Source organism: Yersinia hibernica, assembly GCF_004124235.1.
GTDB lineage: Bacteria > Pseudomonadota > Gammaproteobacteria > Enterobacterales > Enterobacteriaceae > Yersinia > Yersinia hibernica.
On record NZ_CP032487.1, the window covers coordinates 4,429,492 to 4,454,473 of the forward strand.

A 24,982-nucleotide genomic window follows, 5' to 3' on the forward strand; every position below is an offset into this window, starting at 1 on the left:
TTTATGCTTCCTGATCTTTTAAAGATGGTAGCCCGATGGCGGGCAACAGACAGGCAAAATGCTCCAGCACACAGTCGGGATGACTGGTGGCAATAGCTTCACCATAGTTATATCCATAAGTTAGCCCAACGCAGGGGCAACCCGCCGCCTGTGCGGCCATAATGTCATTACGTGAATCACCAACAAACAGCATTTCATGGGCATGCAAGCCAAGTTTGGCTAACAATAAATACAATGGAGCTGGATGAGGTTTCTTCACCACGACATCATCACCGCCAATGATGACGGAAAAATACTCGGCAATACCCAGTGATGCCAGCAGCGGGGCAACAAATGGCGTGGGCTTATTGGTAATCAGCCCCATCGGCAAACCACTGGCCGCCAGTTGCGCCAGTGTTGCTTTCACTTGCGGAAATAACTGACTTCCCTGCTCAACCGTTTGGGCATAATAGTGGTCAAATAGTTCGCGGGTATGGGCTACAGATTGAACATCGGCCTCACGGCCAGCCCAGCGCAGCGCGCGCTCGACTAACACATCAGCGCCATTGCCAATCCAGGTTGACACCAAATCTTGGCCCGCGGCGGGCAAATTTTGCTGCTGCAACGCCATATCAATCGCGCTGGCAAGCCCGGGGGCGCTATCAACTAATGTGCCATCGAGATCAAAAGCCACCCCGCGGATAGCATCAAATTTAGTCATTAGTAGACATCGCCAATTCACTGCGCATGGCATCAATAACTGCGGCGTAATCTGGCTGATTAAAAATAGCCGACCCCGCCACAAACATATCCGCACCGGCGGCCGCGATAGCACGAATATTATCCACTTTAACGCCACCATCCACTTCCAGGCGAATGTCATAGCCGCTGTCATCAATCAGTTTGCGCACCTGGCGCAATTTATTGAGGGTTTCGGGAATGAAAGACTGCCCACCGAACCCAGGATTGACCGACATCAACAAAATGACATCCAGCTTATCCATCACGTAATCAAGATAGCTAAGTGGGGTTGCCGGGTTGAACACCAAGCCCGCTTTGCAGCCACTCTCTTTAATGAGTTGCAAAGTGCGGTCAACATGCTCGGAAGCTTCAGGATGGAATGAAATATAGCTGGCACCCGCTTTAGCGAAATCCGGGACAATGCGGTCAACCGGTTTCACCATCAAATGGACATCAATAGGGGCGGTGATGCCGTAGTCACGCAGAGCCTTACACACCATCGGCCCGATGGTCAGATTAGGCACGTAATGGTTGTCCATCACATCAAAATGCACAACATCAGCACCGGCGGCGAGCACCTTAGCGGTATCTTCACCCAAACGGGCAAAGTCTGCTGATAGAATAGACGGGGCAATTAAAAACTTTTTCATCCGCTTCTCCAAACGTGTCTCTTTGCTTTATGAGATATCAGCTTGGTTGATAACCGGCTATCTCATCAGTCACTGGGTTTGAATCGTTACCGAGCAGGCGTTCCCACTCAGCTATACAGCGCCAAAAGTTCGTTCACTTTACTACGGCCGAGGATATTACGGCTGATAGTACGGCGCGCTTTTACCACATGCAGTGACGCCTGATGATACCAATCGCGCGTCAGTTCAGTGTCGTGATTAGAAATCAGCACCGGAATCTTGTTCTCTGCCGACAGCTGGTAAGCCAAGCGAGCCAGATTCTGTTGATCCGCCAGACCAAAATTACTGGTGTGATATGCCGTAAAATTAGCCGTCGCTGACAATGGCGCATACGGAGGGTCGCAGTAAACCACGGCCCCGTGCACTGCTTTTAATAAGGTTTCCTGATAGTGCTCACAAACAAAAACAGCATGTTGCGATTTTTCAGCAAACCAATACAGCTCAGTTTCCGGGAAATAAGGTCTTTTGTAACGGCCAAAAGGCACATTGAATTCACCGCTCAAATTATAACGGCACAGACCGTTATAACAATGGCGATTCAAATAGAGAAACAATAATGCACGGCGATAGGCATCAGTACTGGCGTTAAACTCTTGGCGCAGTTGGTAAAAAATCTCGGAATTATTGAAATCACCCGTAAATAAAACGCGAGCATCCCGCACGAAATCATCGGTGCGGTCCTTCACGATATTGTAGAGGTTGATAAGATCGCTGTTGATATCGGCCAGTATGTAAGACTCATACTCAGTGTTAAGAAACACCGAACCCGCACCGACGAATGGCTCTATCAAGCAGTCGCCCGCTGGAAGATGGCGTCGAATGTCATCAACCAGCGGATATTTTCCACCAGCCCATTTTAAAAAAGCGCGGTTTTTCTTCATGCCGTCAGTTAGCTACTTAATAATTCAGAGCCGCAGATTGTACTCTGTTTCAGACAGCACATCAGCGCACAAATAAGAATGATTTATTTTTTAAGGTCTTGCTGTACTTGCTGTACAGGTTTAACCCACGGTTTTTTCGCCTGAACATCAGCTGGTAGTGTCGCAATAGCCCTTTTTGCATCCGCAGAAGAGGCGTAGTTGCCACTCACTAAGATGTACCAAGGCTTACCATCACGTTTAGTTTCATAGACATGATAGTCAGATAATTTTTGCTGCTTAGCATAGGCATTCAACGTATCTGAGCGCGAAGCGCTGCTCAGTTGCAACGTGAAGTGGCTACCAGGGGCATTTTTCAATGCACTGCTGCCAGTCGTGCCTGATTTCGCTACCGCAGAAGCGGCTGGAGAAACTGCGGTTGTCGGACTTTTATGACTAACAGCCGGTTGCTTAGTCGCGGTTGTGGCCGATTTTTGCGCTGGATGGGTTAGCGGTTCCCGCGCTGCGGGCACTTTAGCCCCTTTCGAGCCCGAAACCGTTGCTGGCGCTGTCGGTAAGGTTGATGTCTGACCGTCATTCATGTTTTGAGACAATGTATCAACCTGCCCCTGGGTCTGAGAAAGTGCATCAGACATATTTCCAGGTAACTCAACACGTTGAGTTGGACCATTGGCAGAAGACTGCGGTGCGGCCTCGGTCGGCGTCGGAGATATTGGCGGAACACTGATATCTTGTGGCTGAGCCGTGTTCTTCACCCCATTAGCATCATGACCATCAGTGGTGTTATTTGCCACTGCGGGTTGGGTGTTATTACCGCTGGTCAATGAAGATGAATCAGATAGATTAATGCTTCTCGCATCCACATTCGGATTCTGTTGTGATGCTTCATGCTCTGTCGGTGCTTTAAGAGCTGAGCCGATGGCAATAATAATCAGTAACAGCACTAAAATGCCGATACCAATCATCATATGTTGGCGTGAAACCGCCAGCTTAGGCCCAGTTGAGGACTTGCGGGCACGTGTAGGACGACGGTCACTGCTATCTGGTTTCAGATCGTCTTCCGGCTTTAAATCATCCATCTAAACCCTCCAACTAGAGGCAAAAGCCAACCACATTTATCACTGCAGCCCGGCTGATTGATTTTACTGACTGCAAACAGGCTAAACCGCCCGCCGCAAAGGAATATGATGTTTTTATGATACAACATCATAGAACTTATGAGCATAGAACTTATCAACATAGAGTTTGAATATCTTAGCTATGTCAATCCTATAACCGGCAATCCGCGATAGACGCCAGCACCATATCATGCGCAATACCACCACGGACTTCAGATTTACCTATCGCCGTTGGCAGCACTAGGCGAAGCTCCCCGGCCAGCACTTTTTTATCTCGCATCATATGCGGCAGATAAGATTCTGGCGTCATTTCCTGTGGCCCGCAAACTGGCAGACCCGCACGTAAGAGTAGTTTCTTGATACGCTCAACATCTTTGTCTGAGAACTGGCCCAATCGACGGGAGGTCTGTGCGGCCATCACCATTCCGGCAGCCACGGCTTCCCCATGTAGCCAGACGCCATAACCCATTTCGGCCTCAATGGCATGGCCATAAGTATGACCCAAATTGAGTAAAGCGCGCATTCCGCTCTCTTCACGTTCGTCGGCGGCAACAACATCGGCTTTCAATTCACAGCAGCGGCGGATGCAGTAAGCTAATGCTGACATATCCAAGGCAAGAAGTGAGTCGATGTTAGCTTCCAGCCACTCAAAGAAATCGGCGTCAAGAATAATGCCGTACTTGATAACTTCAGCCAGCCCGGAAGCCAGCTCACGTGGAGGGAGGGTTTTGAGACAATTAAGGTCAACCACCACCGATGCAGGCTGGTAGAAAGCACCAATCATGTTCTTACCCAAGGGGTGATTCACTGCGGTTTTACCACCGACAGAGGAATCCACTTGAGAAAGTAAGGTAGTAGGAACTTGAATAAAGCGAACGCCACGCTGATAGCAAGCTGCGGCAAAACCGGTCAGGTCGCCTACTACACCGCCACCTAAGGCGACGAGCGTAGTATCACGACCGTGCGGTTTTTCCAGAAGGGCAGAAAACACCTGCTCCAGAACACTCAGAGATTTATACTGTTCACCATCAGGTAAAATCACCTGATCAACTTTAATGCCGCTGTGCTCCAGCACTGCCCGGACTGAATCCAGATAGAGTGGGGCTAGCGTTTGGTTAGTGACCAACATCACCTGGTCACCCGCCTTTAGCGGCTTAAAAGAGGCCGGATCATTAAACAACCCAGCAGCAATCGTAATCGGGTAGCTACGCTCCCCTAACGTGACAGTAATCTTCTCCATGTCGCGCCCAGTAACCTTCTTAACTTACGCCCGCGGGCATTAGTAAAATGCTAAAATCAGTTACTTTCCAGCATGTTGATAATCTGGTTAGCAACAACTTTCGCGCTTTGATCGTCAGTGCGGATGGTGACATCTGCAATTTCTTCATACAACGGATTACGTTCTTTTGCCAGTGCTTCTAACACTTCACGTGGGGGCGAATCAACCTGCAACAACGGACGTTTTTTGTCGCGCTGAGTACGGGCCAACTGCTTTTCGATAGTGGTTTCCAAATACACCACAACGCCACGGGCTGACAAACGGTTACGGGTTTCTCTGGATTTAACAGAGCCACCACCGGTTGCCAGAACAATGCCCTGTTTTTCCGTCAGTTCATTAATAACTTTTTCTTCACGATCGCGGAAACCTTCTTCGCCTTCCACGTCGAATACCCAGCCCACGTCAGCTCCGGTACGTCGCTCAATTTCTTGATCAGAGTCGAAAAACTCCATATTGAGTTGCTGAGCTAACTGACGACCAATAGTGCTTTTGCCGGCACCCATAGGCCCAACCAGAAAGATATTGCGTTTCTCTGCCATGTTTTTGGTATTACTAAGACTATTCGTTAATGATAACCCGCCCCGCCAATCAAATTAGCGACGGGACCTAAACTGAAACCTCATGAGCGATAGTGCGAGATCAGACGGAAAATTATCTCAGCACTTCTGGTAGTTTGGCAACCGAATAAATCGTTGTACACGTCGTGGGAGGGAAACCATACGTTTTTATCGGCGTATCAACGTTATTAAAAACCTCGGAGCTCAATTCGGTAACCCTTGTAAGCTAAATCGGAGGCAGCGTCAAATTTAGAAGCTCCCTATCACACAAAAAGTTGCAGAAAGTCACCAAGATTAGTCCGTTTTCATAAATCTGTACCCTATAAAACTCATGCGCTGATTAACTTTGGTGTGATGAAAATCACTAACTCTCGACGACTTTGTTGCTGGGCATCCTGTTTAAACAACCCACCTAACCAAGGAATATCGGCCAGTATGGGCACTTTATTAATGCCCTGACTACTTTTTTGCTGAAAAATCCCGCCTAACACAATAGTTTCACCATCATTGACGGTTATTTGGGTTTTTATTTCCTGTTTATCTATTAATAAAGTTTCACTATCGCCACGTTTCATCGCCATTCCGGGCATATTTTGACTGATTTTTAAGTTTAAAGTAATTTTGCCATTACGCAGTATTTTGGGGGTAACTTCCATCCCGAGTACCGCCTCTTTAAACTCAATCGTCGTGGCCCCTTTTTTACCCTGTGAAACGGTATAAGGAATATCTGAACCTTGCTTTATACTGGCAGTTTGCTGATGTGAAGTCACTAAACGCGGGCTGGCAATAATATCGACCTGATTTTCTTGTTCCAATGCGCTCAACTCCAGTTCTAGCAGACGCCCCCCGATGCGGGCAACATTGAACCCCGCATTGACAGCGCTATTTGGCAGCGGCAAATTAACATTAAAATCATTCATGCGAAGTGCTGGCGCTGGTTTCCCCTCCCCCATCCCCCAACGTACGCCAAGTTCCTGCAAATTCTCGCGGCTGATGGTCACAATATGCGCAGCAAGTTGGACTTGCTGTAAAGGCAAATCCATCTCTGTTAGCCAGTTTTTCAATAATGCTAATGATGCGGGAGTATCGCGAATTAATAATGTATTTGTACGTTTATCTACCACCACACTGCCCAACGGAGAAAGCAGTCCCCCCTCAGCTAAATTCAAACTCTCCGCAACTTGCTCAGCATCCGCATATTGCAAGGCAAGGCTCAAGTTACTCAGCGCTTGCGGTGCCGATTTTTGTTCGGCTCGTTGTCGTTTATCTTCAATATCCTGCTCAGTGAAAACCATCAGCACCGCACCCTCACGTTCAACTTTTAGGCGGCTCATGCGTAAAACGATAGCGAGCGCTTGCTCCCAAGGGACACCAACCAACTTTAAGCTAAGCTTGCTGCTGACTTCTGCCCCGATCACCAAGTTCAATTGCTGATAATCCGCCAGTGCTTGCAGCACAATGGAGACAGGGGCATCTTGAAATTCCAGAGTGACGACTGGCGCGCCACCTTTGGCACTCACGCAAAAGGTGTTAGTCAGTAACACACTGAGCAACAAGAGGATAAATAATGACTCTCGTACCACGCGGCATGCAGCCAAAAACCAACCTTTCACTTTGATTGTATAAATTCCCATCAGACTAATTCCTTTTAATGCTGATAATTCATCGCTAGCGCATTGATAGCACTACAGTTCCCAATAAACCTGAGCATGGCCGGTCTGAATTGACATGCTGCAGGCTAACCTGCCGCTCGCTGATGTGGGTCACCCGCCAATGGGGCAATAAACGTGTTTCCATAACAAGTTTTCGCCACTCCCCCCCTGGCCGCAGCACCCAACCAGAATGATAATCGGTACCACGGACAGTGCCCTGCAATTGCCAATGGATAAGCTCTCTACGGTCATCATCACAAGATTGTGTTGATATTTGCTGAAAAGGGTTGCGCTCAATCGCCGCCAATAAAGGCTCTGCGCTAGCAGCCGAGGTCATTGCTACCAACAGCCCCGCGATAACCCATGCTCTAAGGCGATGATTACTCATGATCACCCTCCACGCGATATTCTTTTAGCTGTAGTTTTACTCTCAGCGCCGAGCTATCTCGCGTAATATCAATCACTTGGATTTGGACCGGCGATGGAGTTGTTGCTAACTGACGAAGCAAATGGAGCACCCCATAGAAATTGACGCGCAAGGTTGCATGCCATTGTTGCGGTGCCGATGAGTGCTCCCCGGCCTCCACTGGCTGTTCAGATTGCCGCTGCCAACTGATAACCTGCCCACCAAACGGCGTAATCCATTTGCCGACTAAATGCGCTATTGGACCCTCTGACTGCTGCCACGGTGCCTCTATTGCCCGCAATGCAACAATTTGCTGCTGAAGAGAAATAAGTGATGGCAACAGTGCCAGTGCTGATTGTTGGCGTTCAACCTGTTGTTGATGTTGAATAATATCCTGATCCGCTAGCTGTTGCTGCTGCCACATCGGCCGCAATATCAGGCTATAAACACATGCGCCAACCAGCGCCAATAGCCCCCATTGATATAAGCAAAGCTGCCAGCCGGGCCTGTCCATCCAACGTTGAAGCTGTTTATTCATCATTAATTTCTTCTCCCTGCCAGTTCGCCTGCACCATAAACTGAAAATGGCCATCATCACGCTGAGCAATCTTTTGTAAGCGCACATCGGCCAACAGAGGCTGCTGGCTCAATCTGGCCAAAAAGTCATGAATGGCAACGTAATCTTGGCTGACGGCCTCAAAAACCAACTTGTCACCTTGTGGCATCCAATTTATTAACCAGCAATTATCAGGGATTTGTTGTGAGAATAGCTGCAATAGTGTTGCGTAGTGACCGGCAGATTGCTGCATTTGCCGATATATTTTCACTCGCTGCTCTATATGCTGTTTTTGTGCCATTCCTTGTTGCACTTGCTGGTGCTGCTGGTTTAATACCGTCTGTTGGTGCGAAAGCGCCGCCAGGCTGCGTTGCTGACTGATTTGTACTGAGTGTGATTGCATCTGCATAGCAATCAGTGCGAGGATAAAAATCCCCCCTTGGCATAACCCTACATTGCGCCAAAATCGGTAACGGGTTAGCTGGCGTTCCATACGCCATAATGCAAAATTAACCTGATACATCAGTAATCTGCCGGGCGTAATGCCAGCCCTCCAGCTAAGATGAAAGCCGAGGGCAATGGAGGTAGCGGTGGCTGATATTGGGCAAATGCCGTAAAGGGTGACCAGAGCATCGTATCTTCCGGGGGTGGCTCCTCCGTCGTGCTGCTGTAATACACTTTTGCAGCTTTATCCTGTTCGGGATAATAGGCATGAAGTTGCGCTAATAGCGCAGATAACGGATTGATTGTACTAGCGCTACAACCCTCCTGTGGATCATCAGTTTCAATCGCAACCACACCAAAGCTGAACGGCATCTCGCTGGAAGAGACCCATAACCACTCATTTGCCAGCCGATGGACTAACCAATAAGGCCCCGATAAACCCGCCGCCGTAGCCATATGGCGCAAGGCGCAAGGGGTGATATCAATCATATGTGCTGACAACCCCGCCTGCTGAAGGCATTCTTGCCATTGACGAACTTCTGACTGGCGAGCCGCAGTGATTAATAACTCATTGCCAGCCATCGCCCCAGCCCGATAATCCAACGCCAATTCCTGGCTGTTTACCGGGAAAATCTTGCTGGCCACCGTGCGAATGAATCCCTCACGTTCGGGCTCGCGCAGCCGCCGGTCTGGGGCAGGAATGGCCTGTTGTAATATGCGCTGGGCGGGCAAGGCAATACGTAATGAAATATGTTTTGGTAATTGTTTGCGTAATAGTTTGAGTTTGTCGCTAACAACATCCGGCTGTTGTAAAATACCCTCCCGCAAAGCCCCGGAAGGTAAGGTTTGATGCCACCAATAACGCAGTTGCCAGCCACAACGCCGCCTGACAACTGCCAAGGCGCGTATAGCCTCCATTTGAATATCCAGCCCAACCTGCCAATATTGTGAGTGCACTTTGTCGACCTCCGTGTCGAGAGAGAATAAAAGAACGTATCCATGTTACGGGCTTGCCTTTATACTACGACGCGGTTGTTTATAAACTGCCCAATTGACATTGAATGGGAAATCTCAGGTGAAGTTCGTAAAGTATTTTTTGATCCTTGCGGTGTGTTGCATTTTATTGGGAGCAGCCTCGATATTTGGCCTGTACAAATATATTGAGCCTCAGCTACCTGACGTTGCCACGCTGAAAGATGTCCGGCTGCAAACACCGATGCTGGTGTATAGCGCCGAAGGCGAATTGATCGCCCAATACGGTGAAAAACGCCGCATCCCGTTGACATTAAAACAAATTCCACCAGAAATGGTGCATGCGTTTATTGCGACGGAAGATAGCCGATTCTATGAGCATCACGGTGTGGACCCAGTGGGGATCCTACGTGCGGCGTCTATTGCTATGGTTTCGGGCCGCGCCTCTCAAGGGGCCAGCACCATCACCCAGCAATTAGCGCGAAACTTTTTCTTAAGCCCAGAACGAACCTTGATGCGTAAAATCAAGGAAGCTTTTTTGGCCATTCGCATTGAACAGTTGCTGACCAAAGATGAAATTCTTGAGTTATATCTGAACAAGATTTATTTGGGTTACCGCGCTTATGGTGTCGGGGCCGCAGCTCAGGTTTATTTTGGTAAAGATGTCAATGAGTTGACTCTCAGTCAGATGGCGATGATTGCCGGTTTGCCGAAAGCGCCATCAACGTTCAACCCGCTCTATTCGCATGACCGGGCGATTGCCCGCCGGAATGTTGTGCTGTCGCGCATGCTGGATGAAAAATACATCACGCAAGCACAGTATGATCAAGCGCGCAGCGAAGAGCTGGTTGCTAACTATCATGCGCCGCAAATTGCTTTCTCAGCACCTTATCTCTCTGAAATGGTGCGCCAGGAAATGATTAAGCGTTACGGTGAAAACGCCTATACCGACGGCTATCAGGTTTATACCACCATCACCAGAAAGCTCCAGTTAGCGGCTGTTGATTCCTTACGAGCCAATGTGCTGGCCTATGACATGCGCCACGGCTATCGCGGGCCATCGAATGTGTTATGGAAAGTGGGTGAAAGTGCTTGGAGCAATGAGCAAATCATTGATTCGCTGAAGACTTTACCTGTTTATGGCCCACTGTTGCCTGCGGTCATTACGCAAGCTAATCCTGAGCAAGCAACCGCAATATTGGCGGATGGCAGCAATGTGACGTTACCGATGGCCGGTATTCGTTGGGCGCGTCCGTATAGATCTGATAATGCTCAAGGGCCGACACCGAAGAAAGTCACGGATGTGGTTCAGCCAGGTCAGCAGATTTGGGTTCGCAAAGTCGGTGACAGTTGGTGGTTGGCGCAAGTGCCAGACGTCAATTCCGCCTTGGTTTCTATCGATCCAAACAATGGCGCGATTAAAGCGCTGGTTGGCGGGTTTGATTTTAACCAAAGTAAGTTTAACCGTGCGACACAGGCATTGCGTCAGGTCGGTTCGAATATCAAACCATTCCTGTATACCGCGGCGATGGACAAAGGCCTGACTCTGGCAACTATCCTTAACGACTTGCCAATTACACGTTGGGATGCCGGTGCGGGGACAGATTGGCGGCCAAAGAACTCGCCACCGACATATGACGGCCCAATTCGTTTACGCCAAGGTTTAGGCCAGTCGAAAAACGTGGTTATGGTGCGAGCTATGCGGGCTATGGGCGTGGATTATGCCGCTGAATACTTACAACGCTTTGGTTTCCCGGCACAAAATATCGTGCATTCCGAGTCACTAGCATTAGGTTCGGCGTCATTCACACCATTACAGTTGGTTCGTGGCTATGCCGTGTTGGCAAATGGCGGCTATTTGGTTGATCCGTATTTCATTACCAAAATCACTGATGATACCGGCAATGTACTGTTTGAAGCGCAGCCGAAGATTGTTTGTGAGGAGTGTAACTTACCGGTCATTTACGGTGATACCCAGCGTTCGGTTGTATTGTCCGACGATAACACTGAAAACGTCGCGACGTCACAAACGAACAATGCCAACAATGTGCCCATGCCGGAGCTAGAACAAGTCACTCCAGCCCAGGCGAAGCTCAATAGCGATGAGCAATATGCCCCTCATGTTATCAGCACGCCACTGGCGTTTCTGATTCGCGATGCATTGAACTCCAACATCTTCGGGGAACCGGGCTGGATGGGGACGGGCTGGCGTGCAGGGCGCGATTTGAAACGTAAAGATATCGGCGGTAAAACCGGTACCACCAACAACTCAAAAGATGCCTGGTTCTCCGGTTATGGCCCTGATACGGTGACATCAGTCTGGATTGGCTTTGATGATCATCGCCGTGACTTGGGCCGCAGCACCGCATCAGGCGCTATCCCTGACCAGATATCTGGGGCTGAGGGGGGGGCGAAGAGCGCACAACCGGCGTGGGATGATTTTATGAAAGTCGCCCTTGAAGGTTTGCCGGAAAAACAAGTGCCACCACCACCCGGCATCGTCAGTGTTGTGATTGATAAACAAACGGGCAAACTCTCTACTGGTGGGCCCGGTAGCCGTGCAGAATACTTTATCGAGGGGACACAACCCACTGAGTATTCAGTGCATGAGGCGGGTACAACCCTGATGGATAACGGCCAGACGCACGAATTATTCTGATTGTGAGTGTTATGATGGCAACATAGCCATAGCGCATCAGAAGCAAAATAAAAGCCGGGAAATCGCAAGATTGTCCCGGCTTTTTCATAGCGTCAGTCAATATTAATAGAGGCCCGCTTTAGACAGAAATGCTTGTGCCAAAAACAGCGCACTGACATTCCGAGCTTCGCAAAAACCGGGTTCATCAAGCAGCGCCATCATATTGGCAATCGGCCAACGCACTTGAGGTAGCGGTTCCGGCTCATCACCTTCCAGGCTTTGCGGATAGAGGCTTTGCGCGACAACAATATTCATTTTGCTGGAGAAATAAGACGGTGCCATTGTGAGCTTATTGAGGTAATCGAAGCGCTCAGCCCCGAATCCAACTTCTTCCATCAATTCGCGATTCGCCGCTTCCAAGACACTCTCCCCGGGATCAATCAGCCCTTTAGGAAAGCCCAATTCATACTCTTCGATGCCCACGGCATACTCGCGGATCAGCAATAAATCATGGCCAATAATGGGCACAATCATGACAGCTTCGCGATTAGATGGCCGCATCCGCTCATAGACTCGCTGTACGCCATTACTGAACTCCAGGCTCACAGCTTCTACAGTAAATAAGCGGGAGCGGGCGATCGTTTCTATTGTCAGTATTTTAGGTTTTTGCAGATGTTTCATCATGGCCCCAAATTAAAACTCACCGCTTGTCGGACGCGCATCAGGGTCATCAGGCCCATATTATGGTTACTTAATAAGCCACTTTTTGCCCACGCGAATTAACCCGACTCTTTATGCTGTAATTTATTAGAACTTGATCACATTGTGCGTTAATGAGAACCTTTATCGCAATGTCAGTTAGATATAATTTACCTGTTTTTAACATGGCGGCGAGTTTAGTCAAGATTCAAGTGGTTAATTTTCATCCTATACCAGCGTAATACACGTTAAAACTTGTGTTTGAAAATAGGATTATGCTGATATTACCGATGTTTTAGCCTTGCTATCCTTATCAGTCTACGGGCAGTCGAAGAGCACTTGCATTAGGTTATTTGATGAATAACTCTGTTATATGCCTCTGTACTGTATTTATGCGTAAAATGATACATTATTTCATAGAGTTGACGTAAATCAGAGGCGTTCGGATGGGGATGGGATGAGCACAATAGTCTTAATCTTGGCCTTACTGCTGACCGGCCTGATTGCAGTAGGCTCATGGTGGTGGTTTCGATTCCGCCGCCCTGCCCCCGTAACTGCAACACTGCCGTTCGCGAAACCGACACATCGCAAATTGACTCCAGAAGAACGGGGCAATATTGAAAACTACCTGCTAAACCAACAAGATAAAATTGGCTTCAAACCCCAGTCGACGTTTGATACCCGCACTCTGACAAACAGTGCTCCGTCACCCGCAAAACTGATTCTGACCCCCCAGAGTGACAATGTTTATGCGGTTACCCGCGCAATAACCCGCTACGGCGTGGCAACTGACGAACCCAATAATTGGCGCTATTATCTTGATTCCATTGAAGTTCATCTGCCGGCTTCATGGGAGCAATATATTACGCAGGATAATGATGTCGAACTTATCCAAACCCAGACTATCCCCTTGGTTATCTCTCTTAACGGCCATACGCTGAAAAATCACCAGACTGAGAGTACATACCAGCCGATTTTGCCCTCTGTGGCGCAGAATGCGTCAATTCGCAAAGCGGATAGTGAACATATTGAGCTACTGAATATCCGGAAAGAAACGCCGGAAGAGTATGCCCTGCATGGCGCTAATGGCTTAAAAGAAGCCGGGGCTATTTGTTTGGCATTATTATTGCTGTTCTTCGCCCTGACCGGCCCCGCGGTAATACTACCTTGGCTCGTTTGTGTGGCGGCAGTATTAACCGGCTGGGCCTGCTGGAATATGTTCCGCCCGCTATCTGAAAAAGATTTACGCGAAGTGCATTGTTTGAGTGGTACGCCAAAACGCTGGGGTCTGTTTGGCGAGTCAAATCAGGGGCAAATGAACAATATTTCGCTCGGGATTGTTGATCTGATTTATCCCGCGCATTGGGGGCCTTATTTCGCTCATGACTTGGGCCAGAAAACCAATATTGATATCTACCTCAATCGTCAGGTTGTGCGCCAGGGAGCATTCTTATCATTACATGATGAAATGAAACATTTCCCGCTACAGCGCTGGGGGAAAAACCTGACACTAATGGCCGGCTCACTGTTGGTGATGGCGCTATTACTGATTTATGTCCCGCTGGGCCTGCCACTGAAATTGAGTGTCGCGTGGTTACAAGGTGCGCAAAGCCAGCAGGTGACCAGTGTCGCAGCATTAGAGAAAATGCCCCTGCGTATTGGCGATATGCTGAAAGCGCAGGGCATGGGAATGTGCTATGTGCCGCCGAATAGCCAGACGCCGCACAGTTTTGTTTTTACACCTTTTGATTGTTCCGGTATCTATTGGAATAATGCAGCGCCCTTACCACAGCCGGAATCTGAAACCATTGAAAAAGCGGCAGCCCTGATTGCGACCGTCAATCAACAGCTACATCCACAGGGCACAGATGCCAACGTTAACCCACAGTTAGCAACTGCCATTGAAAAATCTGGCATGATTTTGCTGGATAACTTTGCTGATATCGTCCTAAAAACACAGGCATTATGTGCTGGTGATGCCGATTGTATCCGCCTGAAAAACGCCTTGGTTAATTTGGGCAATGCCAAGAATTGGCCGGGGCTGGTCAAGCGGGCGCAATCTGGCACATTGAAAGGCATGAATGTGCTGTTGCGCCCCGTCAGTGCTGATACTCTGGAAAATTTGGTTAAAACGGCAACATCATCATTTGTTTACCGTGAAACACATCTGGCGACCGAGGCCTTAAACAGCCCACCGCCGGGCGGGTTCCTGATAACCAGTGATGAGGGTAAGCAGTTGGTCAATCACCCAGCGCCATCCGCCCCGCTGTTTGATTACAGTGCGCTTGAGCAGTGGCGAGAATTGCAGCGCCTCTCGGGGTTACTGCTCAACACCCCCTTTAAGGCGGAGGGGATCATTACCAATATCACCACCGACGCCAATGGTACTCGCCACATTGCATTACACAGTGAACCGGATATCGTGACTCTCGGGCGCTATTTGGGTACCAGCCTATTGCTGCTGGTATTGATTGTCTGCTTCGTGGTCAACACCACCTTGTTCATTCAGCGCATTTTGAAGAATCGTAGCCGCATGGATAACATTCAGCGCTACTATGATAATTGCCTCAACCAACCCCTCACGCCAACACCATTCCTCCGCTAGCACTTTTTCGTTTATCATTAGTATTATTTATCACCAAAGTTGTGATTGTGGAGCCGCTATGCCCCCTGAATTTAATTGGCAAGAAATTGATACTGTGCTGCTGGATATGGATGGCACCTTGCTGGATTTAGAGTTCGACAGCCATTTCTGGTTAAAGCAGGTACCAGAAACACTCAGCCAACGCCGGGGGATCTCGCTGGAGCAAGCGCGCAAAATTATCCATGATGAATATCTGGCAGTGCAGCACACCTTAAATTGGTATTGTTTCGACTACTGGAGCGAGCGGCTAGATTTAGATATCTACACAATGACCACCCAAGCAGGCCATCGGGTGCGGTTACGCCAGGATACCAAGCCATTTTTAGCCGGTTTACGTGAGCGCGGGTTGCAAACCATTTTGCTCACCAATGCCCATCCGCACAGCCTCGCGGTAAAAATTGAGCATACAGCCCTCGACCAGCACCTTGATTTATTACTTTCCACCCATACATTTGGTTATCCCAAGGAAGATCAACGACTGTGGCAAGCTGTCACGCAGCATACCGGGCTGAATCCTGTCAGAACCTTATTCGTCGATGACAGCGAAAAGATTCTGGATGCCGCGCACACCTTTGGTATCCGCTACTGTTTGGGGATAGAAAACCCAGACTCCAGCTGTGCTGATAAGGTATTTCACGGCCACCCTGCAATTAATGACTACCGTAAGCTATTGCCTGCATTGCAATTACGTAGATGAGCAACAGGCAGGAGGTTCCATGAAGGATAAAACCGTCTCGGACGAATCGGTTCGGCTGGATAAATGGCTTTGGGCGGCCCGGTTTTACAAAACCAGAGCCATTGCTCGGGAAATGGTAGATGGCGGCAAAGTCCATTACAACGGACAGCGCGGTAAACCGAGCAAACTGGTTGAAATCAATGCGGAAATCCGTCTGCGCCAAGGTAATGACGAGCGCACGGTGCGGGTTTTGGCGCTACATCATCAGCGCCGAGGAGCAAGTGAAGCACAAGCATTGTATGAAGAGACCGAAGCCAGCATTGCTAACCGCGAGAAAGTGGCCCAGGCCCGTAAGCTAAATGCCCTGACCATGCCCCATCCGGACAGGCGGCCGGATAAAAAAGAGCGCCGCAACCTGATAAAATTTAAACAAGGCGAGCCGGAGTAAACTCAATATAGCGGGTTTAAACGGCGGCCAAGATGAGAGAAAATTATGTCTAATCACGACCAATTACACCGCTATCTGTTCGCTCACCATGCTGTGCGCGGTGAACTGGTTTCAGTTAATGAAACCTATCAGCAGGTATTGGCCAATCATGACTACCCACCTGCGGTGCAAAAGCTGTTGGGCGAAATGTTGGTCGCGACCAGCCTGCTCACCGCTACCCTCAAATTTGATGGTGATATCACTGTACAGTTACAGGGTGGCGAAGGTCCGCTATCACTGGCAGTCATTAATGGCAATAATCAGCAAGAAATGCGCGGTGTCGCCCGTTTTACCGGTGAAATCAGCGATAACAGCACTCTGAAAGAAATGATGGGCAACAGTGGATATTTGGTGATAACCATCACCCCGGCCCAGGGTGAGCGCTATCAAGGCGTCGTGGCATTGGAAGGTGAAACCATCGCCGCTTGCCTGGAAAATTACTTTATGCAGTCGGAACAGCTCCCTACCCGCCTGTTTATCCGCACCGGTGATGTGGCTGGTAAACCGGCTGCGGGCGGCATGCTGTTGCAAGTTCTGCCAGCGCAAGAGCGCAACGAAGATGAGTTTGATCATCTGGCACAACTGACAACCACCATTAAAGCCGAGGAATTATTCACCCTGCCGGCCAATGAGGTGCTGTATCGTTTATATCATCAGGAAGAAGTGACACTTTATGAACCACAAAATGTCAGTTTCCGGTGTACCTGTTCTCGTGAACGTTGTGCCGATGCATTAGTCACGCTATCTGAAGATGACGTCAAAGAAATGCTCGCGCAGGACGGCAATATTGATATGAATTGTGAATATTGCGGCACTCATTACCTATTTGATGCCGTCGATATTGCCGCATTAAAAAGTGGCAATAGCCCGTCACCAGAACAAATTCATTAATTCTTGTAATGCTTGGTTGGGTGCTGACTCGTGCCCAGCTATTCCTTCTGCCGTTTCATACTTGCGACAATCCGTGTTCTATCTCTCATAACCTAGCGAAAAATAGGCCATATATTGAAATATTTGAACGCTATCGCTGTTAATCAGAGATGAGTAATTACAATCGCTGGTAGAAAATTGACGATCCAGGAGTTATGACATGAGTGTTAAAGGAATTACCCCGCAGGAGCTCGCCGCCTATGGCATCCATAACGTCAGCGAGATTGTTTACAACCCAAGTTATGATTTACTGTTCCAGGAAGAGACTAAACCCACGCTGGAAGGATACGAGCGCGGAACCCTCACCACTACAGGAGCAATTGCGGTAGACACCGGCATCTTTACTGGCCGCTCACCAAAAGATAAATATATTGTCCGTGATGCTATCACTCAAGATACCGTGTGGTGGGCTGATCAGGGCAAAGGCAAGAATGATAACAAACCGCTGAGCCAAGAAACCTGGACTCACCTGAAAGGGTTAGTAACTCAGCAGCTGTCTGGTAAACGCCTGTTTGTTGTTGATACATTCTGCGGTGCAAATGCCGATACCCGCCTGCAAGTGCGCTTTGTTACTGAAGTGGCCTGGCAAGCGCATTTCGTCAAAAACATGTTTATCCGCCCAACAGATGAAGAACTGGCCCATTTCGAACCTGATTTTATCGTCATGAATGGCGCTAAGTGCACCAACCCGAACTGGAAAGAGCAAGGTTTAAATTCAGAGAACTTTGTGGCATTTAACCTGACAGAACGTATGCAGCTGATTGGCGGCACATGGTATGGCGGTGAAATGAAGAAAGGGATGTTCTCAATGATGAACTACCTGCTGCCACTGAAAGGCATTGCGTCCATGCACTGCTCGGCTAACGTCGGTGAAAAAGGCGATGTCGCCATCTTCTTCGGCCTGTCCGGCACGGGCAAAACCACCCTGTCTACCGACCCGAAACGCAAGTTAATCGGTGATGACGAGCACGGTTGGGATGATGACGGCGTATTTAACTTCGAGGGTGGCTGCTACGCCAAAACCATCAAGTTATCTGAAGAAGCAGAACCCGATATTTATCATGCAATTAAGCGAGATGCCCTGCTGGAAAACGTCGTGGTACTGCCTGATGGAACGGTTGATTTCAATGACGGTTCCAAAACTGAAAACACCCGTGTTTCTTACCCTATCTACCACATCGAAAATATCGTCAAACCGGTGTCTAAAGCAGGCCATGCTACCAAAGTTATTTTCCTGACTGCTGATGCCTTTGGCGTATTACCGCCGGTATCCCGCCTGACGGCAAATCAAACCCAGTATCATTTCTTGTCTGGCTTTACCGCCAAACTGGCCGGTACTGAGCGCGGTGTCACTGAGCCAACGCCAACCTTCTCAGCTTGCTTTGGCGCGGCATTCTTATCACTGCACCCAACCCAATATGCAGAAGTGCTGGTTAAACGTATGCAAGCGGTGGGCGCTCAGGCCTATCTGGTGAACACGGGCTGGAATGGTACGGGCAAACGTATTTCTATCAAGGATACCCGTGGCATTATCGATGCCATTTTGAATGGTGAAATTGATAAAGCGGAGACCTTCACCTTACCAATCTTTGACTTGGCCGTGCCAACGTCATTGCCGGGCGTGAACCCTGAGATTCTCGACCCACGTGACACTTATGCCGATGTTGCGCAGTGGCAAGAGAAAGCTGAAGATTTGGCGAAGCGTTTTACCACCAACTTCGATAAATATACCGATACCCCAGCCGGGGCAGCGTTAGTCAGTGCTGGGCCGAAAATCTAAGTTAGATTGGGGCTGATTATCTTGTGAGGGGCACAGTGGTGCCCCTTTTGTTTTTCTGGCGGTGAAAGGGATTAGTCATCCAGCTCGGTATTTTAACAACCAAACTCACCACAAACCAATATCACCCATGCCCCACTACCGCAGGCAATTTCGGCTTCACATCCAACGGCAAGGGAATATATGCCCGGATCCGTAACCCGCCCCGCGCACTGGTGCCGATATCCAATAAACCGGCGTGGGCATCAATAATGCGCTGCACAATGGCCAGCCCTAAGCCGGTGCCACTGGTGCTACGGGCGCTATCGCCACGGACAAAGGGCTGGAACAGATGCTTTAAATCTTCCGGCTTAATACCTGGGCCATCATCTTCCACCTGGAACCAAGCCCGCTGTAACTCCGTGCCGCTGCTCACTTTTATCCAACCATTGCCGTAACGGGCAGCATTCACAACCATATTCGCCAAGGCGCGTTTAATGGATAACGGATGAATATCCACCATGACCTCACCGGCGCATAAATCTGTTTCAATTACCCGCTCATAGCCACTTTCGGCGGCAATCACCTCACCCAATACCGCATTAAGATCGCTCGGTTCGGTCGGCATCTCCTGCCCGGTGCGCAAATAGTCAATAAATTGCTCAATAATGGCATTGCACTCTTCAATGTCTTTATTGATAGATTCAGATAAGTAGCCGTCGGCTTCACTCATCATTTCCGTCGCCAAACGGATGCGGGTCAATGGCGTACGTAAGTCATGGCTGACCCCCGCCATTAACAAGGTTCTGTCGTCCGCCAGCAATTTCACGCCGGCCGCCATTTGGTTAAATGCCCGGGTCACGGAGCGCACCTCAGAAGCACCATACTCACGCAGTGGCGGGGGAATAATGCCCTTACCGACCTGCAAAGCCGCGTGTTCCAGCTCCACCAAGGGGCGATTCTGAATCCGGATAAACAGCCAGGCACCGCCAACGGCCAGTAGCATGATGGCCAAGGTATAACGGAATAATGGCGAGAAATCACCCTGATGGATCTCAGTTAATGGCACCCTCACCCAGATATCCGGCGACAACCATGTTTTTAGCCAGACAACCGGTGAGTTTTTATTAACTTCGACACGAACGTCGGTTGGCCCACCTAACTGCTGGGCCATTTGGTCACTGAGAAATTTGTAATGCTGTGCCCAACGCAGGCCACTTTCCTCTGCCGCGGCATTGGTATAAAGCGAAATACCCAATTCACGGTAAATCTCACGCCGAAACGCCGGCGGGACTTCAAGTAGCGTGCCATCTTCCAGTTGCAGCCGGTCAGTCATCAGCATACGAACTTCGTAGGCCAACACTTTATTAAACTGCTGCAAACTGGGCAAAATAGCGAAATTCAGCACCACCAAATAGGTTGTCACCAAGCTGACAAACAGCAAGGTCACAATCAATAATAAGGTTCGGGCAAATGAGCTACGCGGAGAAAAGCGCCATCGCCTCATGCTTTACTGCCGTCCGGCACAAATACGTAGCCCAAACCCCATACCGTTTGGATATAGCGCGGATGCGCCGGATCTTCTTCTACCATGCGACGCAGACGTGAAATCTGCACGTCGATAGACCGCTCCATAGCACTGTATTCGCGACCGCGCGCCAGATTCATCAGTTTATCGCGGGATAATGGCTCACGCGGGTGGCTAACCAAAGCTTTCAGCACCGCAAACTCACCACTGGTCAGTGGCATAGGTTCATCCTCGCGGAACATCTCGCGCGTCCCCAGATTCAGTTTGAACTTACCAAAAGCAATCACCGCTTCTTCTTGTGAAGGTGCGCCCGGTAACTCGTTGGCTTGACGGCGCAGTACCGCGCGGATACGAGCCAGCAATTCGCGGGGGTTAAATGGCTTAGGAATATAATCATCTGCCCCAATTTCCAGCCCAACGATGCGGTCAACTTCCTCGCCCTTAGCCGTCACCATAATAATCGGCATTGGGTTGCTTTGGCTGCGCAGGCGGCGGCAGATAGACAGGCCATCTTCGCCCGGTAACATCAGGTCGAGCACCATCAGGTGGAAAGACTCACGGGTCAGCAAACGATCCATTTGTTCAGCATTGGCGACACTGCGCACCTGGAAACCTTGTTCTGTCAGGTAACGTTCTAATAGCGCGCGCAGGCGCATGTCGTCATCAACGACCAGAATCTTGTGATTCTCTTGCATTTTATTACTCCCAAAGGCCGTATTGCCCGAATCTGCACATTGTTAGAAAAACTCACTCTAACAGACAGCTATTAATGGTATATATTCTAGTCGAAATTGTTACAAAGATTATTATCGGGCTTAATTATCAACACTTTCGTCAAATGGGCGGTAGCGAATGTCTAAAATCCAGTAGGTTGCTTCGCCATTGGGTGTTTGCACCGTCACCTCATCATCCACCTGTTTGCCAATCAAGGCGCGGGCCACCGGTGAATCAATAGAAATCCATTTCTTCGCGGGATCAAACTCATCCGGCCCCACCAAACGGAAGATTCGCTGTTCCTCTGATTCATTTTCGACCCGCACCCAAGCCCCGAAAAAGACTTTCCCTTCCTGACGTGGGTCAGGATCGACCACTTTCAGCACCTCAAGGCGCTTGGTCAAAAAACGTACCCGCCGATCAATTTCCCGTAGGCGCTTCTTACCATAGATATATTCAGCATTTTCCGAGCGGTCGCCCATTGCAGCAGCTTCAGACACCGCCTGAGTCACCACCGGCCGCTCTTCTCGCCACAGGTAATGCAGCTCACGATCCAGTGCCTGCCAGCCTTCACGGGTAATATAGTTACTTTTAGCCATAAAATTATCCAATTATCCCTGTAGGATAGATACCTCTACTATACCCTATGTTTTTACCGAGAAGTTCAGGTTAGCTCAAGCCCGAAGAGCGCTCTACTGGCAATTTATCCGGGCAGTCCGTATAACTGTCTTCTGCCCTTTTTCCTACTGACTAATTGATATCAGACTTATGAATGAACAACTGAGCCGCATTATTGCAAGCGAACTACAGGCGCGGCCGGAGCAAGTTGCCTCCGCAATACGCCTGCTGGATGAAGGTAATACCGTGCCCTTTATTTCACGGTATCGTAAGGAAGTTACCGGCGGGTTGGATGATACCCAGCTGCGCCAGTTGGAAAGCCGTTTGGGCTATCTGCGCGAACTTGAAGAAAGACGCCAAACTATTCTTAAATCAATCGACGATCAGGGCAAACTCACCGCGCCGCTAGCCGCTGCCATTAACGGCACCATGAGTAAAACCGAGCTGGAAGATTTATATCTTCCTTATAAGCCCAAACGCCGCACTCGTGGGCAGATTGCTATTGAAGCCGGCCTGGAACCCTTGGCTGACAGCTTATGGAATGATCCACAGCAAGACCCAGAACAAATCGCCCTGGCTTATATTGATGCCGATAAAGGCGTGGCGGATACCAAAGCGGCACTGGATGGGGCGCGCTATATCCTGATGGAGCGCTTTGCTGAAGATGCCACTTTGTTGGCAAAAGTGCGCCAATATCTGTGGAAAAACGCCCATTTAGTCGCCAAAGTGGTGGAGGGCAAAGAGCAGGAAGGCGCTAAATTCCGCGATTATTTTGATCACCACGAACCCATTGCCCAAGTTCCTTCACACCGCGCACTGGCGATGTTCCGTGGCCGTAATGAGGGCGTGCTGCAACTGGCGCTGAATCCAGATCCGCAGTTTGACGAACCGCCGCGCGAAAGCCAAGGCGAGCAGATTATTATCAATCATCTGGATTTACGCCTGAATAATGCCCCAGCGGATAACTGGCGCAAAGCGGTGGTCAACTGGACATGGCGTATTAAGGTGCTGTTGCATCTTGAAACTGAACTGATGAGCACACTGCGTGAGCGGGCTGAAGACGAAGCTATCAATGTATTCGCGCGTAACATGCAAGATTTGCTGATGGCCGCACCAGCAGGGATGCGCGCCACCATGGGCCTTGATCCCGGCCTACGTACCGGGGTGAAAGTGGCGGTGGTTGATGCTACCGGTAAGCTGGTGGCCTTCGATACCATCTATCCCCACACCGGCCAGGCGGCTAAAGCTGCGGCGGTGGTCGCCGCCCTGTGTATCAAGCATCAGGTGGAATTGGTGGCCATTGGTAATGGCACCGCATCACGGGAAACCGAGCGTTTCTTTGCTGAACTGCAACAGCAATATCCGGCGGTAACCGCGCAGAAAGTGATTGTCAGTGAAGCTGGGGCCTCGGTTTATTCGGCCTCAGAGTTGGCCGCGCTGGAGTTCCCGGATCTCGATGTTTCCATCCGTGGCGCAGTTTCTATTGCGCGCCGGCTGCAAGATCCGTTGGCGGAATTGGTGAAAATCGATCCAAAATCCATTGGGGTCGGCCAATATCAGCATGATGTCAGCCAAAGCCAACTGGCGAAAAAGCTCGATGCAGTCGTAGAAGACTGCGTAAACGCCGTTGGGGTGGATCTGAACACTGCATCAGTGCCGCTGCTGACCCGAGTCGCCGGCCTGACCCGCATGATGGCGCAGAACATTGTAAGCTGGCGTGATGAGAATGGCCGCTTCCATAACCGTGAGCAATTACTGAAAGTCAGCCGCTTAGGGCCAAAAGCTTTTGAGCAGTGTGCCGGTTTCTTGCGCATCAACCACGGGGATAACCCACTGGATGCATCCACGGTGCATCCAGAAGCCTATCCGGTCGTCGAGCGCATTTTGGCCGCCACCGAGCAAGCTTTGCAGGACTTAATGGGCAATGCCACGGCCTTGCGCAACCTGAATGCTGGTGATTTTACCACCGAGAAATTTGGCGTGCCGACCGTGACTGACATCCTGCGCGAGCTGGAAAAACCGGGCCGAGATCCGCGTCCAGAGTTTAAAACCGCGACCTTTGCCGAGGGGGTCGAAACACTGAATGACCTCACCCCGGGGATGATCCTTGAGGGGGCGGTGACGAACGTAACCAACTTTGGCGCGTTCGTGGATATCGGCGTCCATCAGGATGGTCTGGTGCATATCTCATCACTGGCAGATAAGTTTGTCGATGACCCGCATAAGGTGGTGAAAGCGGGGGATATTGTCAAAGTGAAAGTCATGGAAGTGGATTTGCAGCGCAAGCGCATTGCCCTGAGCATGCGCCTTGATGAACAACCGGGTGAAAGTGGCTCACGCCGGGGTAATGGTGGCGAAAACCGTGCCAATACCAATAATGATAACCGGGGTGCCAGCCGCCCACGCAATAATAATGAATCCCATAACCGCCCACCTGCCAAAGGGCGAGCAGACAGCAGCTCCAGTGGCAACAGTGCCATGAGTGACGCGCTGGCGGCGGCGTTTAAAAAACGCTAATACCTAAGCTTGAGGGCCACATTTTGTGGCCCTTTCTTCATCAACTTGCTGTTATGGGCATTGAATCAGGCGCGGCAAACACGCCCTAATAATATATTAAGCCGCCATAATCATATTTTTTTCTTCTATAAGATTGTAAGTTTATCCTCCAAATTAATTAGCACGCGATTATTTTCCGCCGCAATGACGCCGCTAAATTTGGCCGCGAGTGCAGCTGATTTAACATCATATTTAACATGCAGCTTAATTTATAAATAATTACGATAATATTCTGCTAGTTAATTAAAATACGAATGTTATTTGATTCAAATCATAGTGAATTAATTATGTTAATCCTCAGTGTTTCTTATGCTCAGCAGATAGTGATGGAAACATTCAGTTAACTGATTTAACTCATCATTCGCATTTGCGATCATGCTAATTTGATGGTAAAACAAGCGCAAATAGAAATCAGACTCATTAATTATAAAAATGAAATTGTAATGAATATTTACTCTTGAGCAT

The 24,982-nt window shown here is 49.5% G+C and carries 22 protein-coding genes; 7 read left to right on the forward strand and 15 right to left on the reverse strand.

Translation table 11 applies throughout. From position 1 onward, the window contains the following. Nucleotide 1: 1 nt before the first annotated feature. The 11 genes from D5F51_RS20865 to pilM all read right to left on the reverse strand — a co-directional run bounded on the left by D5F51_RS20865 (nucleotide 2) and on the right by pilM (nucleotide 9,256). A complete protein-coding gene (locus D5F51_RS20865) occupies nucleotides 2-700 on the reverse strand; it encodes a phosphoglycolate phosphatase (RefSeq protein ID WP_025376615.1) in 699 nt (232 codons plus the stop codon). Then, complete coding sequence (rpe, locus tag D5F51_RS20870) at nucleotides 693-1,370, reverse strand: ribulose-phosphate 3-epimerase (protein ID WP_025376614.1); 678 nt, start codon at nucleotides 1,368-1,370, stop codon at nucleotides 693-695. Before rpe ends, D5F51_RS20865 begins: the two co-directional genes overlap by 8 nt. Before the next feature lie 107 nt (nucleotides 1,371-1,477). Next, nucleotides 1,478-2,290 (reverse strand): adenine-specific DNA-methyltransferase, encoded by an 813-nt coding sequence (gene dam, locus D5F51_RS20875; RefSeq protein WP_129198838.1) that lies wholly within the window; start codon nucleotides 2,288-2,290, stop codon nucleotides 1,478-1,480. 83 nt (nucleotides 2,291-2,373) lie between these two features. Then, on the reverse strand, nucleotides 2,374-3,366 hold the full coding sequence (locus D5F51_RS20880) for an SPOR domain-containing protein (protein ID WP_129198840.1): 993 nt from the start codon (nucleotides 3,364-3,366) through the stop codon (nucleotides 2,374-2,376). Between the two features lie 190 nt (nucleotides 3,367-3,556). Next, the gene (aroB, locus tag D5F51_RS20885; protein WP_129198842.1) at nucleotides 3,557-4,645 is read right to left on the reverse strand and encodes a 3-dehydroquinate synthase; all 1,089 of its coding nucleotides are present in this window, start codon (nucleotides 4,643-4,645) and stop codon (nucleotides 3,557-3,559) included. A gap of 56 nt (nucleotides 4,646-4,701) precedes the next feature. After that, nucleotides 4,702-5,223, reverse strand: a complete 522-nt coding sequence (aroK, locus tag D5F51_RS20890; protein ID WP_004391482.1) for a shikimate kinase AroK — start codon at nucleotides 5,221-5,223, stop codon at nucleotides 4,702-4,704. Nucleotides 5,224-5,570: 347 nt separating this feature from the next. Beyond that, complete coding sequence (hofQ, locus tag D5F51_RS20895; RefSeq protein ID WP_162301808.1) at nucleotides 5,571-6,875, reverse strand: DNA uptake porin HofQ; 1,305 nt, start codon at nucleotides 6,873-6,875, stop codon at nucleotides 5,571-5,573. 34 nt (nucleotides 6,876-6,909) lie between these two features. Then, nucleotides 6,910-7,281 (reverse strand): pilus assembly protein PilP, encoded by a 372-nt coding sequence (locus D5F51_RS20900; protein ID WP_129198844.1) that lies wholly within the window; start codon nucleotides 7,279-7,281, stop codon nucleotides 6,910-6,912. Beyond that, entirely contained in the window at nucleotides 7,274-7,837 is a 564-nt protein-coding gene (locus tag D5F51_RS20905) for a pilus assembly protein PilO (RefSeq protein WP_129199534.1), read from the reverse strand. The genes D5F51_RS20900 and D5F51_RS20905 overlap by 8 nt, the downstream gene beginning before the upstream one ends. After that, entirely contained in the window at nucleotides 7,830-8,378 is a 549-nt protein-coding gene (locus D5F51_RS20910) for a PilN domain-containing protein (protein ID WP_129198846.1), read from the reverse strand. Before D5F51_RS20910 ends, D5F51_RS20905 begins: the two co-directional genes overlap by 8 nt. After that, on the reverse strand, nucleotides 8,378-9,256 hold the full coding sequence (gene pilM, locus D5F51_RS20915; protein ID WP_025376607.1) for a type IV pilus biogenesis protein PilM: 879 nt from the start codon (nucleotides 9,254-9,256) through the stop codon (nucleotides 8,378-8,380). Before pilM ends, D5F51_RS20910 begins: the two co-directional genes overlap by 1 nt. Nucleotides 9,257-9,374: 118 nt before the next feature. Between pilM and mrcA the strand changes: the two genes are divergently transcribed. Further along, complete coding sequence (mrcA, locus tag D5F51_RS20920) at nucleotides 9,375-11,930, forward strand: peptidoglycan glycosyltransferase/peptidoglycan DD-transpeptidase MrcA (RefSeq protein WP_129198848.1); 2,556 nt, start codon at nucleotides 9,375-9,377, stop codon at nucleotides 11,928-11,930. Between the two features lie 102 nt (nucleotides 11,931-12,032). Here mrcA and nudE read toward each other — a convergent pair whose 3' ends face one another. Further along, a complete protein-coding gene (gene nudE, locus D5F51_RS20925) occupies nucleotides 12,033-12,590 on the reverse strand; it encodes an ADP compounds hydrolase NudE (protein ID WP_025376605.1) in 558 nt (185 codons plus the stop codon). A gap of 475 nt (nucleotides 12,591-13,065) precedes the next feature. Between nudE and D5F51_RS20930 the strand changes: the two genes are divergently transcribed. The 5 genes from D5F51_RS20930 to pckA all read left to right on the forward strand — a co-directional run bounded on the left by D5F51_RS20930 (nucleotide 13,066) and on the right by pckA (nucleotide 19,125). Next, nucleotides 13,066-15,213 carry an intracellular growth attenuator family protein gene (locus D5F51_RS20930; protein WP_129198850.1) on the forward strand — a complete coding sequence of 716 codons (2,148 nt, stop codon included), beginning with the start codon at nucleotides 13,066-13,068 and terminating at the stop codon, nucleotides 15,211-15,213. Nucleotides 15,214-15,271: 58 nt separating this feature from the next. Further along, on the forward strand, nucleotides 15,272-15,949 hold the full coding sequence (gene yrfG, locus D5F51_RS20935; RefSeq protein ID WP_025376603.1) for a GMP/IMP nucleotidase: 678 nt from the start codon (nucleotides 15,272-15,274) through the stop codon (nucleotides 15,947-15,949). Nucleotides 15,950-15,968: 19 nt separating this feature from the next. Further along, nucleotides 15,969-16,376, forward strand: a complete 408-nt coding sequence (gene hslR / locus D5F51_RS20940) for a ribosome-associated heat shock protein Hsp15 (RefSeq protein WP_025376602.1) — start codon at nucleotides 15,969-15,971, stop codon at nucleotides 16,374-16,376. A gap of 45 nt (nucleotides 16,377-16,421) precedes the next feature. After that, nucleotides 16,422-17,306 (forward strand): Hsp33 family molecular chaperone HslO, encoded by an 885-nt coding sequence (gene hslO, locus D5F51_RS20945; protein WP_129198852.1) that lies wholly within the window; start codon nucleotides 16,422-16,424, stop codon nucleotides 17,304-17,306. Between the two features lie 199 nt (nucleotides 17,307-17,505). Then, nucleotides 17,506-19,125, forward strand: a complete 1,620-nt coding sequence (pckA, locus tag D5F51_RS20950) for a phosphoenolpyruvate carboxykinase (ATP) (RefSeq protein WP_025376600.1) — start codon at nucleotides 17,506-17,508, stop codon at nucleotides 19,123-19,125. A gap of 121 nt (nucleotides 19,126-19,246) precedes the next feature. Here pckA and envZ read toward each other — a convergent pair whose 3' ends face one another. From envZ to greB, 3 genes are all read right to left on the reverse strand, one after another. Continuing rightward, on the reverse strand, nucleotides 19,247-20,608 hold the full coding sequence (gene envZ / locus D5F51_RS20955) for a two-component system sensor histidine kinase EnvZ (protein ID WP_129198854.1): 1,362 nt from the start codon (nucleotides 20,606-20,608) through the stop codon (nucleotides 19,247-19,249). Then, a complete protein-coding gene (gene ompR, locus D5F51_RS20960) occupies nucleotides 20,605-21,324 on the reverse strand; it encodes an osmolarity response regulator transcription factor OmpR (protein ID WP_004709363.1) in 720 nt (239 codons plus the stop codon). Before ompR ends, envZ begins: the two co-directional genes overlap by 4 nt. Nucleotides 21,325-21,444: 120 nt before the next feature. Beyond that, nucleotides 21,445-21,942 carry a transcription elongation factor GreB gene (gene greB, locus D5F51_RS20965; RefSeq protein ID WP_087768565.1) on the reverse strand — a complete coding sequence of 166 codons (498 nt, stop codon included), beginning with the start codon at nucleotides 21,940-21,942 and terminating at the stop codon, nucleotides 21,445-21,447. A 169-nt stretch (nucleotides 21,943-22,111) separates the two neighbouring features. Here greB and D5F51_RS20970 point away from each other — a divergent pair, with 169 nt between their 5' ends. Next, a complete protein-coding gene (locus D5F51_RS20970) occupies nucleotides 22,112-24,478 on the forward strand; it encodes a Tex family protein (RefSeq protein WP_129198856.1) in 2,367 nt (788 codons plus the stop codon). Nucleotides 24,479-24,982 lie beyond the last annotated feature (504 nt).

Bases quoted from the DNA above. Each gene is read 5' to 3' on its own strand.
- D5F51_RS20880 (WP_129198840.1), bottom strand. From the start codon at position 3,366: ATGGATGATTTAAAGCCGGAAGACGATCTGAAACCAGATAGCAGTGAC.
- yrfG (WP_025376603.1), top strand. From the start codon at position 15,272: ATGCCCCCTGAATTTAATTGGCAAGAAATTGATACTGTGCTGCTGGAT.
- greB (WP_087768565.1), bottom strand. From the start codon at position 21,942: ATGGCTAAAAGTAACTATATTACCCGTGAAGGCTGGCAGGCACTGGAT.
- D5F51_RS20865 (WP_025376615.1), bottom strand. From the start codon at position 700: ATGACTAAATTTGATGCTATCCGCGGGGTGGCTTTTGATCTCGATGGC.
- envZ (WP_129198854.1), bottom strand. From the start codon at position 20,608: ATGAGGCGATGGCGCTTTTCTCCGCGTAGCTCATTTGCCCGAACCTTA.
- D5F51_RS20905 (WP_129199534.1), bottom strand. From the start codon at position 7,837: ATGAATAAACAGCTTCAACGTTGGATGGACAGGCCCGGCTGGCAGCTT.
- hslR (WP_025376602.1), top strand. From the start codon at position 15,969: ATGAAGGATAAAACCGTCTCGGACGAATCGGTTCGGCTGGATAAATGG.
- ompR (WP_004709363.1), bottom strand. From the start codon at position 21,324: ATGCAAGAGAATCACAAGATTCTGGTCGTTGATGACGACATGCGCCTG.
- D5F51_RS20970 (WP_129198856.1), top strand. From the start codon at position 22,112: ATGAATGAACAACTGAGCCGCATTATTGCAAGCGAACTACAGGCGCGG.
- rpe (WP_025376614.1), bottom strand. From the start codon at position 1,370: ATGAAAAAGTTTTTAATTGCCCCGTCTATTCTATCAGCAGACTTTGCC.
- dam (WP_129198838.1), bottom strand. From the start codon at position 2,290: ATGAAGAAAAACCGCGCTTTTTTAAAATGGGCTGGTGGAAAATATCCG.
- D5F51_RS20930 (WP_129198850.1), top strand. From the start codon at position 13,066: ATGAGCACAATAGTCTTAATCTTGGCCTTACTGCTGACCGGCCTGATT.
- hofQ (WP_162301808.1), bottom strand. From the start codon at position 6,875: ATGGGAATTTATACAATCAAAGTGAAAGGTTGGTTTTTGGCTGCATGC.
- D5F51_RS20910 (WP_129198846.1), bottom strand. From the start codon at position 8,378: ATGTATCAGGTTAATTTTGCATTATGGCGTATGGAACGCCAGCTAACC.
- nudE (WP_025376605.1), bottom strand. From the start codon at position 12,590: ATGAAACATCTGCAAAAACCTAAAATACTGACAATAGAAACGATCGCC.
- hslO (WP_129198852.1), top strand. From the start codon at position 16,422: ATGTCTAATCACGACCAATTACACCGCTATCTGTTCGCTCACCATGCT.
- aroK (WP_004391482.1), bottom strand. From the start codon at position 5,223: ATGGCAGAGAAACGCAATATCTTTCTGGTTGGGCCTATGGGTGCCGGC.
- pckA (WP_025376600.1), top strand. From the start codon at position 17,506: ATGAGTGTTAAAGGAATTACCCCGCAGGAGCTCGCCGCCTATGGCATC.
- aroB (WP_129198842.1), bottom strand. From the start codon at position 4,645: ATGGAGAAGATTACTGTCACGTTAGGGGAGCGTAGCTACCCGATTACG.
- D5F51_RS20900 (WP_129198844.1), bottom strand. From the start codon at position 7,281: ATGAGTAATCATCGCCTTAGAGCATGGGTTATCGCGGGGCTGTTGGTA.